Annotated in this window: 14 protein-coding genes and 6 pseudogenes; 8 read left to right on the top strand and 12 right to left on the bottom strand. The window is 69.6% G+C overall.

Annotation, left to right across the window (positions count from 1 at the left end):
- Positions 1-15 precede the first annotated feature (15 nt).
- Together FNH09_RS24315 and FNH09_RS46765 are read right to left on the bottom strand one after the other, a co-directional pair.
- Positions 16-791, bottom strand: a pseudogene (locus FNH09_RS24315) (transposase family protein).
- Between the two features lie 107 nt (positions 792-898).
- The gene (locus FNH09_RS46765; protein WP_156110833.1) at positions 899-1,072 is read right to left on the bottom strand and encodes a hypothetical protein; all 174 of its coding nucleotides are present in this window, start codon (positions 1,070-1,072) and stop codon (positions 899-901) included.
- Between the two features lie 1,157 nt (positions 1,073-2,229).
- Here FNH09_RS46765 and FNH09_RS24310 point away from each other — a divergent pair.
- Complete coding sequence (locus FNH09_RS24310) at positions 2,230-2,922, top strand: hypothetical protein (RefSeq protein WP_238427060.1); 693 nt, start codon at positions 2,230-2,232, stop codon at positions 2,920-2,922.
- A 112-nt stretch (positions 2,923-3,034) separates the two neighbouring features.
- On the opposite strand, the pseudogene FNH09_RS24305 reads toward FNH09_RS24310, so the two are convergent.
- The 3 genes and pseudogenes from FNH09_RS24305 to FNH09_RS24295 form a co-directional block, all read right to left on the bottom strand.
- Positions 3,035-3,364: pseudogene (locus FNH09_RS24305) on the bottom strand (arsenic resistance protein); the annotation flags it as partial.
- A 113-nt stretch (positions 3,365-3,477) separates the two neighbouring features.
- The gene (locus FNH09_RS24300; protein WP_152891479.1) at positions 3,478-3,711 is read right to left on the bottom strand and encodes a hypothetical protein; all 234 of its coding nucleotides are present in this window, start codon (positions 3,709-3,711) and stop codon (positions 3,478-3,480) included.
- Between the two features lie 287 nt (positions 3,712-3,998).
- Positions 3,999-4,361, bottom strand: coding sequence for a hypothetical protein (locus FNH09_RS24295; protein WP_152891477.1), 363 nt, complete (start codon positions 4,359-4,361; stop codon positions 3,999-4,001).
- 399 nt (positions 4,362-4,760) lie between these two features.
- Here FNH09_RS24295 and FNH09_RS24290 point away from each other — a divergent pair, with 399 nt between their 5' ends.
- Positions 4,761-5,000 carry a hypothetical protein gene (locus FNH09_RS24290; protein WP_152891475.1) on the top strand — a complete coding sequence of 80 codons (240 nt, stop codon included), beginning with the start codon at positions 4,761-4,763 and terminating at the stop codon, positions 4,998-5,000.
- A gap of 5 nt (positions 5,001-5,005) precedes the next feature.
- Here the strand turns inward: FNH09_RS24290 and FNH09_RS50245 are convergent, their stop codons facing one another.
- The 4 genes and pseudogenes from FNH09_RS50245 to FNH09_RS24275 all read right to left on the bottom strand — a co-directional run bounded on the left by FNH09_RS50245 (position 5,006) and on the right by FNH09_RS24275 (position 8,963).
- Positions 5,006-5,134, bottom strand: a complete 129-nt coding sequence (locus FNH09_RS50245) for a DUF6417 family protein (protein WP_420802775.1) — start codon at positions 5,132-5,134, stop codon at positions 5,006-5,008.
- 356 nt (positions 5,135-5,490) lie between these two features.
- Positions 5,491-6,273 carry a phosphatase PAP2 family protein gene (locus tag FNH09_RS24285; protein WP_152891473.1) on the bottom strand — a complete coding sequence of 261 codons (783 nt, stop codon included), beginning with the start codon at positions 6,271-6,273 and terminating at the stop codon, positions 5,491-5,493.
- Positions 6,274-7,227, bottom strand: a complete 954-nt coding sequence (locus FNH09_RS24280) for a YihY/virulence factor BrkB family protein (protein ID WP_152891471.1) — start codon at positions 7,225-7,227, stop codon at positions 6,274-6,276.
- Positions 7,228-8,963: pseudogene (locus FNH09_RS24275) on the bottom strand (bifunctional phosphatase PAP2/diacylglycerol kinase family protein).
- Positions 8,964-9,212: 249 nt separating this feature from the next.
- Here FNH09_RS24275 and FNH09_RS24270 point away from each other — a divergent pair.
- Complete coding sequence (locus FNH09_RS24270; RefSeq protein WP_162469018.1) at positions 9,213-10,421, top strand: phospholipase D-like domain-containing protein; 1,209 nt, start codon at positions 9,213-9,215, stop codon at positions 10,419-10,421.
- 29 nt (positions 10,422-10,450) lie between these two features.
- Here FNH09_RS24270 and FNH09_RS24265 read toward each other — a convergent pair whose 3' ends face one another.
- Positions 10,451-10,783 carry a hypothetical protein gene (locus FNH09_RS24265; RefSeq protein WP_152891467.1) on the bottom strand — a complete coding sequence of 111 codons (333 nt, stop codon included), beginning with the start codon at positions 10,781-10,783 and terminating at the stop codon, positions 10,451-10,453.
- A 1,223-nt stretch (positions 10,784-12,006) separates the two neighbouring features.
- Positions 12,007-12,234: pseudogene (locus FNH09_RS24260) on the bottom strand (GNAT family N-acetyltransferase); the annotation flags it as partial.
- Positions 12,235-12,281: 47 nt separating this feature from the next.
- Between FNH09_RS24260 and FNH09_RS49565 the strand changes: the two are divergent.
- Positions 12,282-12,563 (top strand): winged helix-turn-helix domain-containing protein, encoded by a 282-nt coding sequence (locus tag FNH09_RS49565; RefSeq protein ID WP_202919741.1) that lies wholly within the window; start codon positions 12,282-12,284, stop codon positions 12,561-12,563.
- Positions 12,564-12,879: 316 nt separating this feature from the next.
- Entirely contained in the window at positions 12,880-13,038 is a 159-nt protein-coding gene (locus FNH09_RS24250) for a hypothetical protein (RefSeq protein ID WP_238427058.1), read from the top strand.
- Here FNH09_RS24250 and FNH09_RS24245 read toward each other — a convergent pair.
- Positions 13,028-13,585, bottom strand: a pseudogene (locus tag FNH09_RS24245) (zinc-binding dehydrogenase); the annotation flags it as partial. The gene FNH09_RS24250 and the pseudogene FNH09_RS24245 overlap by 11 nt on opposite strands.
- 242 nt (positions 13,586-13,827) lie before the next feature.
- Between FNH09_RS24245 and FNH09_RS50240 the strand changes: the two are divergent.
- From FNH09_RS50240 to FNH09_RS24235, 3 genes and pseudogenes are all read left to right on the top strand, one after another.
- A pseudogene (locus tag FNH09_RS50240) lies at positions 13,828-14,112 on the top strand (UBP-type zinc finger domain-containing protein); the annotation flags it as partial.
- On the top strand, positions 14,110-14,628 hold the full coding sequence (locus FNH09_RS50235; protein WP_420802774.1) for a DUF427 domain-containing protein: 519 nt from the start codon (positions 14,110-14,112) through the stop codon (positions 14,626-14,628). The pseudogene FNH09_RS50240 and the gene FNH09_RS50235, both read left to right, overlap by 3 nt.
- Positions 14,629-14,727: 99 nt before the next feature.
- Positions 14,728-15,033 (top strand): hypothetical protein, encoded by a 306-nt coding sequence (locus FNH09_RS24235; RefSeq protein WP_202919740.1) that lies wholly within the window; start codon positions 14,728-14,730, stop codon positions 15,031-15,033.
- The last annotated feature ends 592 nt before the right edge of the window (positions 15,034-15,625 follow it).

Below are 15,625 nucleotides of genomic sequence, written 5' to 3'. Positions count from 1 at the left end.
GAGCCTTTTCCAACTTCAGTTCGAGCTGGCGAGGTGGAGGGTGAGGACGGCCTGGACGAGGCTGGTGATGCGGGTGGTCGAGCAGCGGAGTTTGCGCAGGAGGCGCCAGGTCTTGAGGGTGGCGATGGCGGGTTCGACGAGGGCCCGGATCTTCGCGTGGGACCAGTTGACGGCCTGCTGACCTGTAGAGAGCGTCTCCCAGCGACCCCAGCAGGGGGTGCGGACAGTGCCTTTGGCGCCTCGATAGCCCTTGTCCACCCAGCACTTGATGCCAGCCTCGGCGAGGGTGCCGATGATGCCGTGCTCGCGGGCGGCGCGGACGTCGTGGGTCGCGCCGGGCAGGGCCAGTGAGGCCCACAGCAGTCGGCCTGCCGGGTCGGCCAGGACCTGCACGTTCATGCCGTGTTTCTTGTGCTTGCCGGAGTAGAAGGGCCGGTCCGCGGCGATGCGGTCCGTCGGCAGTAGCGTCCCGTCCAGCAGCACGAACGCCTTCGTCGATGCGCCCTGTACTGCCTGGGCAAGGCTCGGCGCGAGAGCAGCCAGGACCTCCACGGCTTCGGCGATGTAACGGTAGGCGGTCGTGGTCCCGATGCCGAATCCGGCCGCGAGCTGGGCGTACGGATGCCCGTTGCGCAGATGGGCGAGGGTGAGCAGGGCCTGTCGGCCGGCGCTCAGCCGGCGCTCAGCCGGCGCCACCGGCTGCCGATCGCGCGGCGACGTTCACGGAGACGCGCGGTGAGGAAACGAAGATGCGAGCTGGACAGGTCCAGTCCAGACGGGTAGACAAGCATGTGAAGCCTCTGGCGGAGCGGGTGATCTTGGTCGTGAACCCGTCTACCAGGGGCTTCACTCGTCTGTCACGTCAACTACCGCACCACACCGGCAGGTTGGAAAGGGCTCAGTGCGTCCACCTGCCGCTGGCGTACTTCGACCAGGTCTCCGCGGCGGTGCAGGCACTGATGCCGAAGAGGTCGGCGATAACGATGCGCGGCAGCGTGGTGACGGCCTCGACCAGGGCGGTGTTCCAGGCACTGAGGACCGGCGGTCCGTGCTGTCTGAGCAGGTCAGCCACCCCACGAGGGTTGCGGGGCCGATGGGGAAACTTGCCCGGCAGCAGGTAAGGGGAGACTTCGTCCAGTGCCCGGCGCATGCGAGCGGTGGCGCCTGGACCGGCGACCCGGTCCTTGACAAGCCGACCCAGCCCGGGCGGGAACAGTACGCAGTGACGGTCGATGGTCAAGAACGAGCCGATGCCGTCCCCATGGAACCGGTCTGTGGTGACCTCGATGATTCTGGCGGCGGGCAGCGCTTACACCCGGACCAGAGCGCCGATGATCCGGACCCCGCAGGGCAACGTGCCGTCGTGGAGGCAACGGCGAAGCTGCCGGTCGGGGGCGATGCCGAAGTCGGCGGTGCAGGAGTCGCCGAAGAAGACGGTCGGTACGAGGCCGGCGGGCGCCGCGCCGGCGCTTCCCGCCGGGCCGGCACTGCCACGGGCAACGGACGCTCCTCACGGAGACCCCCTGCGGGCGCCCAGATGGCTTGACCAAAGACATAGCCGCCCCATGGGGCGCACCAGGGCCGTCTGCGTACCTCACCATCGGCGAGATGCTCAACTTCAAGGGGTTCGGCCACGGCCTGCCGATGGAGATCGTGATGGACCATCTCCTGACCGGCGGCGGCCTGGACGAAATGGACGCGTCAAGGTCGTCCCTGTCCAGGTGGTACGTGGCGACGAACCGCGCGCGTGGGCGGACATCCACGCGGCGATCGTGGACCTGCTCGCGGGCGATCTGCCGCCAACGGACCGGCGGTAGCGCTCTCCCGGGTGACGCCCGTGCCGGAACTCTTCGTGGGGCGACCACGAGGGCCGTTGTCAGAGGCGATTGGCAAGCTTGCGGCCATGAATGTCACTCCTGTCACTCCGCCACGGCCGATCGACGTTGGCGCGGTCTTTCCCCAACTGGCTCCGCTGGCCCGCACGGCGACCCGCCTGCACCCCCGCCCTGGGGCGCCGACGTAGCACGACAGCTCGATCGGCGGGCCGCTGCTGTGGCCCGCTGAGGAGCCGTGGCCGCACTGCGAGGAACCGCATGTGGTGGATGGCATCAACCCAGCCCACTCCCCGGCGGATCTGCGGCTGGAACGACGGATCTTCGCCGCCTCGCACGGCCGGGACCTGACTCCGGAGGAACGGGAGGCTCTCGAGCGGATCCGACCCCCTATCCGGTGAGGCTGGCGGTCCAGGCGTACGACGGCCCCATAGCGATGCTGCCCGTCGCGCAGCTGTACGTAAGGGATGTGCCCGATCTGAGCCCGCCGGAGGGCAAGGACCTGCTGCAGGTTCTGTGGTGCCCCTTCGATCACCCGATCATGCCCAGGACCCTGCTCTTCTGGCGTTCGGCAGCCGCCGTCACCGACACTCTCGACACGCCCCCCGAGCCGCCCGCAGTGCAGTTCGACGGCTATCTACCGGAACCGTGCGTGCTCGAACCGGAGCAGATCACCGAGTACCCCGACCATCTGGAGCTGCGCGAAGAACTTCGGGAGCAGCTCAAGCAGTGGAGTGTGCCGCAGGCAGCAGAGGAAGACATGGACCCGGTCACGTACTACGACTGTGTGCTGTCCGACGCACCCGGCTGGAAGGTCGGCGGCTGGCCCGCTTGGAACTCCACCGACCCCAGCTCGCAGCCCTGCTCCGAGTGCGGCACCGGCATGGAGGTCCTGATGACCATCGCCACGTTCGAGGAAGGGGACGACGCCGGGAACAGCTGGTCTCCGCACCCCCACCCAGGTGCTGGACCGTACCCCGGCCACCGCGGCTACAACGCGACCGGTGTCCAGATAGGCAGCGGCTACCGGCAGCACCTGTTCGTCTGCCCGCCGGAGCCCGAGCATCCGCACATCGAGTTGATGACGTAGCCCGTCCGCAGTGTGTAGCCGGGGCGTCACGGTGCGGGCATGCCGTGACGCCGGTCCGTCTTTCTGAGCGGCATCGCGGGGAGCGCCTCGTCCGGGCTGCGGCTCTGACGGGTCAAGGTGGGGCGGGCACGGAACCGGGGTCGTGGGCGGGGACCAGTCGCGGGCAGAGCCGGACGTAGACGAGCATGCCGAGGACCTCGACCAGGGTCTGGGTGACCACGACGACCGAGGCGACGGCAAGCGAGTCGGGCAGCGCCAGGGGCAACGGAAGGACAACGAGGGAGTTGCGGGTCGCGCCGGTGAAGACGATCGCCCGGTCAGCGCCGGAATCGAGGCGGAACTGGCGGGCCACGGCCTTGCTGGCGAACGCCATCACGATGAGGAACAGCACTTAGAACGGGACGACGGCAGCGACGTCGCCGAGGCTGTCGCCGAGCTTGGGCCCTGCTTTGCCTCGCCACACGCCGAGCCGGCGTCCTCTTCCCGATGCTCCGCGACGAAATCGTCTACAAGCCCCAACCGACTGCAACCAGGTGAGGAATCCAGACCGCTCGATCAGTCCTCCGGCCGAAGCCGCTGACGAGCGGCCTCGAGCCGCTGGTCATAGTCAGGCGCAAACAGCTCAGGAAGCGCCTTGTCCAGCGTTCCGGCGATCCGATGGATCGGCGCCCAGACCGCCGGATCGTTGACAACGCGGCTGAGGTCCGTCATCTGGAGCCTCTCCAGCCAGTGCGACAGCACCAATGCCTCGTCACTCGTGAGCTTGATCGTGACCTGGCTATTACTCATACACACCCCTACAGCCTCGGCCCCCTCGACCGCACGAACCTACAGGCCTTGGACCTTGACCGAACGCATAGGGGACGCCAGCAGCGCTCGCCCTGCTCTGAGGCCCTCAACCACCCAGCCGCGCACCTGCGGGGCACGAGCCTGCATCAGACCCATGAGCTTGACAGCCACACCCAGCATCCCTGGGTCTCCCGTTCCTACGAGTGACCGGAATCAACCCACCAACAACGTAAGGAACTTGAACTCGTGATGTCGGCTGTGCCACGGAGCCCGCTGGCCGTTGGGGATCAAGAGCGTGTCTGCAACCAGTGACGCGCGGCGGCCAGGGTCACTTCGATGGCGTCGCTCCATGAACAGACTTCCAGCCACGACAGGTAGCCGCCCTGGGTGAAGACCAGGACCTCACCGAGACACTCGCCGGCTTCGGTGACCAGCTGCGCTTCGGCTGCCACTACCGTGCTGGGGCCAGTGGGCGCAGGTTCCACCTTGCTGGTGTCGAGCTCGAAGTAGGCGGTGCCACACCCGCATGTGCAGCACGCTCGCACGCTGAGGTGCGGAACCTGCCTTTGGAGCGCGACATGAACCGGGGTGTCCCCGTTCAGGACTGCCGCAAGCACGTCGGCTACGTCGGCAGACAGGCTCTCGTTCATCGCGTCACCGTATCTGACCAGCAATTCTAGGTTCCGACCATGCAGGCTCCATCGCCGATTGACCAGCCAGCTTGTTCACACTTCCAGTTCACGACGACCTCGCGGAATGGGTCTGCATTGCCTTCTCTCCGGCGGAGGGCGAAGCCTTCCTCCTCTTGCGTGAAGTGGACCATCCCACTACGCCCCAGTTCGGCCTCAGCGTGACGAGAGGACTCTTCTCTCCGGTAGCTGCCGACCGAATCGTCAGAGCCCTGGGTGTTGCTGGTGCGCAAGTCACTCACGTGAACCCCGAGGCCGACTCGTAACACCGAGTGCGCCTGGCTTGGGCCCTCCAGACCCTTGAGGGCCCAAGCCAGGCGCACCTTTGCCACCGCCTTCTCCGCCGCCCCCATGACTGGTGTGTCCATCTACATCGCCGAGTACGGCGACAAGTACGACCTGACGCTCCTGGCCGGCTCGTCGGCGGCGCAGGGCTACGACACGACCGCGGGCGGCGGCGTCCGGTCCGTTTCCTGTCCTGTAACCATGGGGCAGGCCCCCGGGGAGCCTGCTGAAGCACCGGGCTCCAAAGCCTTGGCCAGACACGGCCTATGCCGTGGCCTCGGTCTCTTCCTTCGGCGCAGCCGAGCAGGCCTGTGACGCCGTCAGTTCTCCGACGGGATCCGCGCGGCAATCTCCCGCGCCAGCCGGTCCGCCTGCACCGACATGCTCCCGACCTCCTGCGCGACCGCCACCAGCAACGCGAGCAGATCGGGATGCTGTTGCTGCGGCAGCAGAGCTGCGCTACCGCGGACAGCCAGCTCCGCCTCAGCTGATCAGGGCGAGGCAGCGCGAGGCTGGGCAAGCGCGCCTTCACAGAGCTCCCGACATGGGTGCTCGTCCCCCGACATACTGACGCGGCAGTGCCGTGCGTCGCGGCGTTTTTGCACAGTACGTCCAACGGTGTTTCCCCCGGCTGGTGGTCAGAGCGGGAGACGCGGCCGTCCCCGTCGGCTTCCGCGGTCGGTGCGTCTCGCTCTCCTCGCCCACGCCGGGCCCGTCGGCGTGAACGTCCCCTGTGCTGACGCGTCCCGCGCGGCAGAGCCCCTGGGCACGCGAAGATTGACCGCGCACAGTTCCACAGCACCACTCAGCGGGTCCCCGAGCCGGGTTCCGGGGTGGCTTCGGACAGTTCGGGCTCCAGTCCGTCGCTCACCGGGGTGCGGTCCCACCCGGTCTCGACGCGCCAGGCCTCGAAGGCCCAGACGGTGAGGGCGACCACGGCCAGACCCAGGATCCAGCCACCCAGGACATCGCTGAACCAGTGCACGCCGAGGGCGATTCTGGTGAGGCCGACGCCGAGTACGCAGAAGGCGGCGACACACCAGCAGGGAGTCCGGCAGGACCGCGGTACGAGGGGCGCCAGAACCAGCATGAAGACGGCGAAGCACGTGGTCGCCGTCGTCGCGTGGCCGGACGGGAAGGAGTAGCCCGGCGCGTGCGCCACCGGGTCGTGCAGGGCGGGTCTGGCCCGCTCCACCACGGACTTGGCCAGCAGCCCGACCAGTCCTCCGGTCACCGTGGTCACTACCGCCCAAGCCGCCAGGCGCCACGCCCGGCGGTACAGGAGCCACGCGGTCAGCACCGCGACGGCCGTGCGCAGCGTGACGGGAGCCCAGACCCGGTCGGACAGCAGACGCAGCCCGGCCGTCCACTCCCGATGGCGCAGCGCGTACTCGTGCAGACGGTGCGCGGCGGCGGTGTCCAGGTGCCACAAGGGCCGCCACTGGCCCTCGACCAGGGTCAGGAGCAGCCCGAAAGCGACCGCGGACACGGCGGCGAGGTCCGCGGAGCCCAGCAACCGCGCGCTGTACCTGCGGTCGGCCTGTCGGCGACGGTCACCGAGACGGCGTAGGGCGGTACGGGTGAGCATTCAGACTCCGGGGTCGGCTTGAACCGGGCCGGGCCGACGGCCGCGCACCGCTTCCAGCTGCGCGGCGAAGGCGAGCCCGAGAAGTAGGGCGATGGAGGTGAGGTAGGCCCACAACAGCAGGGACATGAAGGCGCTCAGGGGACCGTAGACGGTGTCGAAGGAACCGCTGAGGTCAAGGTAGAGGCTCAACAGCCAGGTGAGTGTCATCCACAGCACCAGGTAGACGGCCGCGCCGAAGGCCAGCCAGGTGTAGCCGGGCTGTCTGCGGCGCGGTGAGCGGCGGAAGACCACGCTCGCGGAGATGAGCGCGAGCAGCAGGCCGAAGGGCCAGCGCATGATGTCCCAGGCCGTTCGGGCGTTGCCGTCGAGGTGGTAGACGGTCACCGCGGCCGCAGCGAGGTCGTCACCCGCGACCACGACCACGAATCCGAGGCCGAGCGGGAGCCCCGCACTCACGGCCATCACCAGGCCGCGCAGGTACTTCGGAAGGAACGGGCGGTCGCGTTCGTTGCCGTAGATTCGGTTGGCGCCCCGCTCGATCTGACACATCGCGGTGGTGACGTTGACGAGGGAGAAGACGGCGCCGAACCAGAGGGCGAGGGCGGCACCGTCCCCCGCCGTCTGCCGACTGCGGTCGAGGGCGTCGTCGACGACGTCGACGCTGGGTCCCCGGACGACACGGTGGATCGTCAGTTCGGCCATCCTGCCGACGTTCTCGGTGTGCAGGGTGGTCGACAGGCCGACGACGGCGATGACCAGGGGCACGACAGCCAGTACTGTCTGCAGGGCGAGGGCCCGGGAGTGGCTGAAACCGTCGGCGTACCGGAAGCGGACGAAGGCGTCCCGCAGCAGGGACCAGCCGCCGTAGCGGCGCAGTGCCGCCCATGCTTCGTCGCCGGTCAGTTCCTCTCCTGCCATGTCCCTCGTCTCCGGGACCTTCGTGGCGGTACCCATTCACTTCTCCCGCTTCGGCAGCAGCATGGTCAGGGCCCCCGGCCTGACCTCGGCGGTCAGGCGCCGGCCGGCGGCCACCGAATCGCCGTCCAGTTCCCGCGGCTGCGGAGCGTCGAAGGTGAACTCCGCTCGCCGGAAGGTGAAGTACTCCACCGGTACGCCGTCCCGTGCGCGCGAACCGGGCACCGCGCTCGACGGTGACCCGCTCGTTCCGCGACGCAGCAGCGCCCGTACGGCGGCAGCCCAACCGCCGAGGCCGCGGGGGTCCAGGATCAGCAGGTTCAGCCGTCCGTCGTCCGGCCGGGCGCCCGGAAGCAGCGGCACACCGCCCTGTACGGTGGCGATGTTGCCGACCAGCACCATGCGGGCCGTACGGCGCAGGGCGGGCGCGCCGTCGAGACGGACGCTCAGCCCCGTACGCGGGGTGCGGAGCACCCGGAGGGCGGCGAGCACATAGGCGGGCCAGCCGAGAAGGGACTTGATCCTGCTGTTCGCGTTGGCCCGCTGCACCATCGCGGCGTCGAGACCGGCGCCGGACATCGCGGTGAAGTGCGTGGAGGCCAGACCGTCGCCCTCGACCCGGCCGAGGTCGATGCGGTGGGGTGTGCCGCGCAGCGCCGCGCCGAGGGCGTCGGCGGGTGTCGGCGGCAGGCCTAGGTTGCGGGCCAGGAGGTTGCCGGTCCCGCAGGGCACCAGGGCGAGCGGTACGCCACTGCCTGCAGGACGTCGGCGGCAGCCCGGAGGGTGCCGTCGCCGCCGCACACCACCACGAGTGTCGCGCCTTCGCGGACCGCGTCGGCTGTCTGGCCACCTCCCGGGTCATCGGCGGTCGTCTCGACGAACGCCGGTGCGAGGTGGCCGTGGCGCTCCAGCACCTGGCGCAGGGCTTCGCGGTCGGCCTGGTCGGTGACCGTGGGGTTGAAGACCACCACGGTACGGCCGGGGACCGGCTGCCGCCGGCCAGCCACGGGGGCGAGGGCGGGAGGAACGGTCACGAACCCGTCCGTGAGCAGTGCGTACCCTGCGACCAGCAGTGACAGACCCCCGTTGACGACACCACCCACGACGTCGGTGGGATGGTGCATGCCTCGGTAGAGACGTGCGACGCCCACCAGCAGGGGGAGGACGCAGAGCAGGCAGGCCACGGTCGTCCGCCACGGCCCGCGCAGTCGGGTCAGCGTCAGCACCGCTAGACCGCCGTAGAGGGCAGTGGCCGCGCCGGTGTGACCGGACGTGTAGCTGGACGTGGGCAGAGAACCGTCGAGGCGGTGCACGTCCGGGCGATGACGGTCCACCGCCACCGTGACGACCAGGAAGACCAGCGACTGGAGGGACACGGCGAGGGCGAGGAACCCCGTCTGCCGCCACAACGGCAGACGGGGTATCAGTAGCATCCCCAGGCAGCACATCAGGGTGACGACGATCACTGTCAGGGTGTTGCCCGCCTCCGACGCGACCGACGACAGGCCCGTCAGGGCCGGTGTGCGCATACCTTCGAGAGCCCGGTTCACCCTGTCCTCGGCCGTCAGGGGCCACAGGTGGTGGGCCGGACCGGTGATCAGCAGTCCGATGCCGACCATGAAGGCGGCCTGGCAGGCGGTCAGCGCGGTGATCCAGCAGACGGACCAGCCGATGCCGCGTGGGACGGCACGGCGTCGCGCGCCGGTGGCTCCGGCGCCCCCGCCGTCTCCTCCACCAGGCAGCTCGGCGGGTCTTTCCGGCACAGCGGTCGACATGCGTACCCCTTTGATCCGTTGCTCAGCGACGGCGTTCACCGGCGTCAGTCCTCGTCCGACTCACCCTCGTATGCCCGCTCGGTTCGGGAGCAGGCAGAGAACGCGTGCTCGGGGGACCGGCAGGGGGACGGAGGCACGATCGGCCCGGAGGGATGCCGGGCGTGAGGCGATGAGTGCCGGGCATCCGCTCTCTGGGCGCGTCCGGCGACCCACAACGACCTGTTCCATCGGCTCATCAGGAGATTCCGCGTGATTCTCGAAGGCCCGTCCGCGCCCGCTGCTCGTGGTACCGACCCTGATGTGGAGGCCCGCAAGCAGCGTCTGCGTCGACGCCTCGAGCGGCTGCTCGGCGTGGCCGCCACCGAAGGCAACGAGCTGGTGCCCTTGCGCAACGGCGAGGAGATCTTCCCCGCGATGCTCGGTGCGATCCGCTCGGCCCGGTACACGATCGACTTGATGACGTTCGTCTACTGGCGCGGTGAGATCGCCCGTGACTTCGCCACAGCTCTCGCCCAGCGTGCCCGTGCCGGGGTGCGGGTACGGTTGCTGCTCGACGGGTTCGGCGCCGCGCGGATCGAACGGCACCTGCTGGACCTCATGGACGTCGCCGGTGTACAGGTGGCCTGGTTCCGCAAACCCGTGTGGTTGTCACCGCTCAAACAGAACCATCGCTGCCACCGCAAGGCCCTCGTCGTCGACGAGCACACCGCGTTCACCGGCGGTGTCGGCATCGCGGAGGAATGGTGCGGCGACGCCCGCAACCCCGGAGAGTGGCGGGACACCCATGTCCAGGTACGCGGTCCGGCTGTGGACGGAGTCGCCGCCGCATTCGCGCAGAACTGGGCCGAGTGCCACGACGAACTCTTCGACGAGCGCGACCGCTTCACCGCGCACCGTCAAGTCGGCTCGTCCGTCGTCCAGGTCGTGCGCGGCTCCGCCAGTATCGGCTGGCAGGACATGCAGACCCTCATCCGGGTCATGCTCACCTCCGCCGAGAAACGTTTCCGTCTCGCCACCGCCTACTTCGCCCCTGACACCTACTTCATCGACCTGCTGTGCCGGACGGCCCGCCGTGGCGTGGACGTGGAAATCCTGCTGCCCGGTCCCCACACCGACCAACGCGCCTGCCAGCTCGCCGGACAGCACCACTACACACGGCTCCTGGAGGCGGGCGTCCGTATCCGGCAGTACCAGCCGACCATGATGCACGCCAAGATCATCACCGTGGACTCCGTCGCCGCCCTCATCGGATCCACCAACTTCAACCGCCGTTCCATGGACCACGACGAGGAAGTCATGCTCGCAGTCCTCGACGAGACGTTCACCGCCGCACTCGACCACGACTACGAGGCGGACCTGGAGCGCAGCGTCGACATCGACCTCACCCGCTGGAGACGACGCGCGGTGCTCCAACGCGCCAAGGAAGCAGCGGTCGCCCCGGTCCGGCGCTTCCTGTGAGCGGACCGGGTCCGGGGGCATGGCCGCCTTCAAGAAGGGCGGCGGTCACCGGTCGTCGGCGCATGGGGAGCAACGGCAGGGGACGTAGCCGGGCAGGACCCCAGCGGCCGGAACGCCACCGAACCGGTGCGCCTCGCGGTGTGGGCATAGCACTGGGCCCAGCCGGACGCGGCGCCTCGCACCACGACGACCGTACGGGTCGCGTCCCGGTCCAGGGACCAGGGATCGTGCTGCTTCAGTGCGTCGGTCGTCTCCTGACCGGTGAGGATGCCGTCGGCGTCGGCCTCCGCGAACCGTTTGCCGAGCCGCTCGGCCGCCGCGGCGCGGGCCTCGCGGTCCTGGTCGCGGCCGATGTCGTGCATGAACCGGAAGAACCAGATCAGCAGAGCCGCCGCCGACAGTACCCGGTCAGGACGAGCACGCCGTGACAGCCGGCCGTCCGCTGTCACGGTGTGGCGCAGGTGCTGCGGGGAATCTCATGCGGGACCTGGTCGCCGAGGCGCCGACCGGCTCCGGGCACGCTCGGTGGGCTGGTCGGCACCTGTCCGGGCGTCGCCGCTGTGCCGTGCACGGCTGTGGTCCGCGACCGGACCGCCGTGCTCCTGCCCGCGACAGGCTGCCGGTCCCCCTCGTCGGGGCCGTCAGTGGGGGCCGTCACGGGCCTGTTCGCGGGGGCTGTAGCCGGCGCTGCCGTCCGCCCGGGTCGAGCCTCTGGAGGCACTGCGCCCGTGAGATCCGAAGAGGTCCGAGGAGCACCAGCCCCGCAGAACAGGCACCTTTGCATCACCGGGGGTGCGGCCGAGTCGAACCTGTCGGGCCCGGGCACGTACGGCGACACGGTCCGGGCCGATCGCGAGCGCCGGCCCGACCGGTCTTTGTAAAGTGGGCCGTAAACCAGGAGCCCCGAACCCGTGAGGTGCACCCCGACCATAACGACCGACACGTTGGCCCGTCAGCTGCTCCAGTTGATGATGGTCGGGCTCGGCTGCCGGAGGCACCCGTCTCGGTGACATGCGCGGCGGACCCCTTCCGGCTGCGGATGTGCCCGTGACGGACGTAGCGCGCCGTGGTGTCGTAAGGGGAGACGACTACCGAGGAGTGTGGCAGACCGCCGTCGTCGGTGGTGCGCCGACGCAGGCGGCCTGCCGCGTCGCGGTAGCAGTTCTGCACGACGATCTGCCGGAGCGTCTCGGCCTGCGGGCCACGCCGGTGATGCGGTCCGTGCCGGTGGAGGTGTTCCAGCAGGCGGCATGCGTGGACTGCTCGTCGCGCAGTCACTACATGCGGCGCGGACACCCGTTGGTGGGACGACCTGTCCAAGACCGCCCTACGCATGCCCCACCCCCGCTACACTCCCCACCGCCAGGCCGTTGACCAGCAGAAATACAGAAGTCCGGCTGGAGTACTAGGCCGTCCAAACGGCTCGCCTCGACGATTCGACAATCCCCATCCACATGCACGTAAAGGGACTTCCTGAGGAGCTGCCTACAACCCACTGCCCTGGCGGACATCTCGGGACCACTCCACGCCTTGCTGGAAGCGGTCGAAGACCGCTCTACAAGACTGCGGCAGCGGGCCGCCCGGCTCAGGATGAAATCGGCAGGTTCGCGAGCATGACGGCGTAGAGCGCAGAGTCCGGGAAGGGCTGACGCTCGCCCACCTTACGGAAGCCCCAGTCCTCGTACAGTGCTTGGACGCGGGGATGCTTGCCGTCGACCAGGAGGACGGCGAGGTCCTCGGGCCTCTCCTGCAGGAGGGCTCGGGAGAGTGCGTCTGCCACACCTTTCTTGCGCTTCTTGGGGTGGACGGCCAGGCGCCGACGGGCAGGCGGTGGCCTCGGACGCCTCGTTCTTAGCGGGCATGGTCGTATGGTTCCACCGGGAGCTGCCCGCCGAGGTACGCGTGCCGTTCCCGCTGGTGGTCGAGCGGGTGACGGGAGTAGTCCTGTCGCGGGCGTCGCTCTGGCGTCTGCTGACCAGTCGGCTGGGATGGAGCCTGCAGCACTCTGAACGCCGGGCAGTGGAGCGGGACGAGTCCGAGATCGCCCGCTGGATCGCCCAGCAGACCCACGGCGAGGACGGCCCGGTGCTGGAGATCCGTGTCGAGGTCGGCCTGCGTCCCGGGCGGGGCACGGCCGGATGAGCGGTAGGGGGCTGCGGCCGCCGGACGCCGCAGCGCGTGGTACCCGTCGGCGGGTCCCCGCGCACTGGCCGGACACGGCCGTCGGCGGGCGACGGCCGCCAGTGCACGAAGAAACAGCCACGGTCGGCTCCGGATACGCAGGAACCACCGGCACTGTTCCGCCGTACACGCCTGGCGGACCGCACGGCGCCCGGCAGCACTCCGTCACCGGGTGACGCGCGGGCGAGGGGCCTACCGTGGGAGATGGTCCCGCAGTCGGCCCCGCCGACCCGCCGTCGCCAGTCGTTCACGGGCGGGGGCGGAAAGGAGGCACGAGATGTCCGATGCGATACGGGACACCACGGCCCGGCGCGTACGACATTTCGTCGACGCCGGATATCCCGACGCCGGGCCCGTCGAGGCAGCGGTGGAGGGAGCCGTCTACCGTCTCGGGGACGGAACGGTGGCTCGCGGGCTCGGCGAGGTCAGAGGGTGAGGAGGACCTTGGTGGCGCGGCGCTCGTCCATCGCCCTGCAGCCTTCCGGCGCGCGGTCCAGGGGGCGGGTGAGGTCGAAGACCTTGCCGGGGTCGATCTTGCGGTCCCAGATGAGCTGGATGAGGTCGGGCAGGAAGCGGCGCACTGGGGCGGGGCCGCCGAGGGTGTGGATGCCGGCGAGGAACAGCTCGATCCCGGGGACGGTCACGTCGTGGTTCACGGGTTCACGCCCACGTGCCCAGATGCCCGCCGCCGCGGGTGGCGCCGACGGCCTGCATGAACGACTCCTGGGTGCCGATCGCCTCGATCACCGAGTGGGCGCCGAGCCCACCGGTGAGTTCCTTGATCCTCGCCACGCCCTCGTCGCCGCCTTCTTCGACGATGTCGGTGGCGCCGTAGCAGCGGGCCAGCCTCTGGCGCTCGGGGTGGCGGGACATGGCCATGATGCGTTCTGCGCCCAGCTGGTTGGCGGCGAGTACGGCCGGAGTCCGACCGCGCCGTCGCCGACGACCGCGACGGTCTTGCCGAGGCCGGCCTCGGCGGCGACGAGCGAGCCGTCGGCGTGGGGGATGCCCCGACGAGGACCGGCTCAAGCTCCTCGCCAGCTGGGCGGCCAGCTCCGATCAACCCGGCCGACACCGGCACGACGGCACTTGCCGGCCCCGCTGAACGGCGGCGAACTTGCCCGCCGCCTGCATCCCCTGCGCGGGGTGAGGGTGAAGCACGGGGCGAGACGAGGGACGGCGGAGGAGAGATCGTGGACAGCACTGCACCGGCCGGTGATCACCGATGACGAAGTGGGCGCCCCGGCACGACGGCGGACGGCCCTCGGAAAGGCCCTGTTCCCACACCTGGACGGCCGAACCGGCACCGCTAAGTGAGACATGCACGACGTGCGCGGCACGCGAACGTGCGCCGGCCGACCTGCTGCTCTGCCTGACCTGCGGCCATGTGGGCTGCAGCGACAGCTCTCCCGGCGCTCACGCGACGAGGCACTTCGACTCCAGCGGCCACCCGGTGGCCCGCGCCCTGGCCCGCGGCCAGGAGTGGGCCTGGTGCTACGAAGACGAGGTGTACCTGGATCCGCTATCGGAACAACCCGTGCCGCATTCCGCCCCACGGCCGCCCGAGTCCGTCTGGGACTACCCCCGCCCGCCCGCCGTACGGGAGGACGACCGCGTCGTGCGGGTCGAGTGCGCGGGCCAGGTGGTGGCGGAGACCCGGAAGTCTGTCCGGGTACTGGAGACCAGTCATCCGCCGGTGTTCTACATCCCTCCGGCGGACGTCCGTACGGAGCTGCTGATCCCCGCGCTCACGGGCCGGACCTGGTGCGAGTGGAAGGGCTCGGCCCGGTACTGGGACGTCGTCGTGGGAGACGACGTACGCGCCGACGCCGCCTGGAGCTATCCCCGTCCCGAACCCGGCTTCACGGCCCTCAAGGACTACTTCGCCTTCTACCCAAGCCGCATGGACCGCTGCACGGTCGCCGGAGAGGACGTCACGGCGCAGGAGGGCGACTTCTACGGCGGCTGGATCACCTCAGAGGTGCGCGGGCCGTTCAAGGGCGGGCCGGGCACCCTGCTGTGGTGAGGCCGAGCCGCCGCTCGGCCTCACCACTCTCGTCGCGGGCCCTGCGCACACTGGTCAGCCGGTGTGCAGGGCGGTGTACTCGCCGGCAGTTCGTCCGCCATGCGTGTCACGGAGAACCGCTCGGCGACCAGCTTCCTGCCGCAGCCGCAAACGGCGCCGGTCGTCGACGGAGGTGGCACCGACATCGGCACCCTCGCCGATCAGCTCGGTACCGCGGCCCGCAACTTCTCGATGGCCGGCATCAACGGTCACGAGGACGTGGAGAGCGCCGCGGCCTTCCTCCACGCGGCCCACCAGGCGACCGACGCCACGGAGCGCGACGTGTTCCTCCGCAAGGCCGACAAGCTTCTGCGCCCCATCGTCTGGGACATGACGCAGGAGTATCGCGACATGGTCGGGGATTGACGGCAGCCTGACCATCGGCCCAAGCCGTTCTCGCTCGACGGGGATGCCGCACACACCCACATCCTCAGATCGACCTGCGGCTGCTTGTCGGTTCCTGCTGTGGTTCGGCCGACCACAGCCCCGACCATGCGCGATCAGCTGACGCATTGCCTGATCGTGACCCATGGTCAGGGCTGGTGGACGCCCTTGTGGTCAGGGGCACGGGGTGTCCTGCCGCGAAGGACCCACACACGAGGCACCCACACTCCCGCTCCTTGACCGGTACGGCGCATCGCTATCGCCGCCCAAGAAGACGCCATCGACGCGTTCACCGCCCGGGCCGCCGCCCTCACACTCGCCGACACCCCGGGCCGAGCAGGCCGCCCGCCGCGGCGCAGCGGTCGCCCCCCCGTTACCGTCTTCGTGGCTCCGCAACGGGGCCTCCGGCCTTCGGATCCGGCATGACTTCCCCCCTTGTTGTTGATGACAATGCCGTTGCTTTTGGTGGTTACTGCCATCTGTGGTTCACGGTAATGACGGCTGGTGGGCGGCGGTGGCTGGCAGGTTCGTCGGGGGCCTTGCTGCTGAACGGGGTGATCGACGACTTCAGCTT

This window comes from Streptomyces adustus (genome assembly GCF_009377175.1).
GTDB classification, from domain to species: Bacteria; Actinomycetota; Actinomycetes; order Streptomycetales; family Streptomycetaceae; genus Streptomyces; species Streptomyces adustus.
The sequence above is the reverse complement of the archived record's forward strand: the minus strand, read 5'-3'. Positions and strand labels throughout refer to the sequence as shown.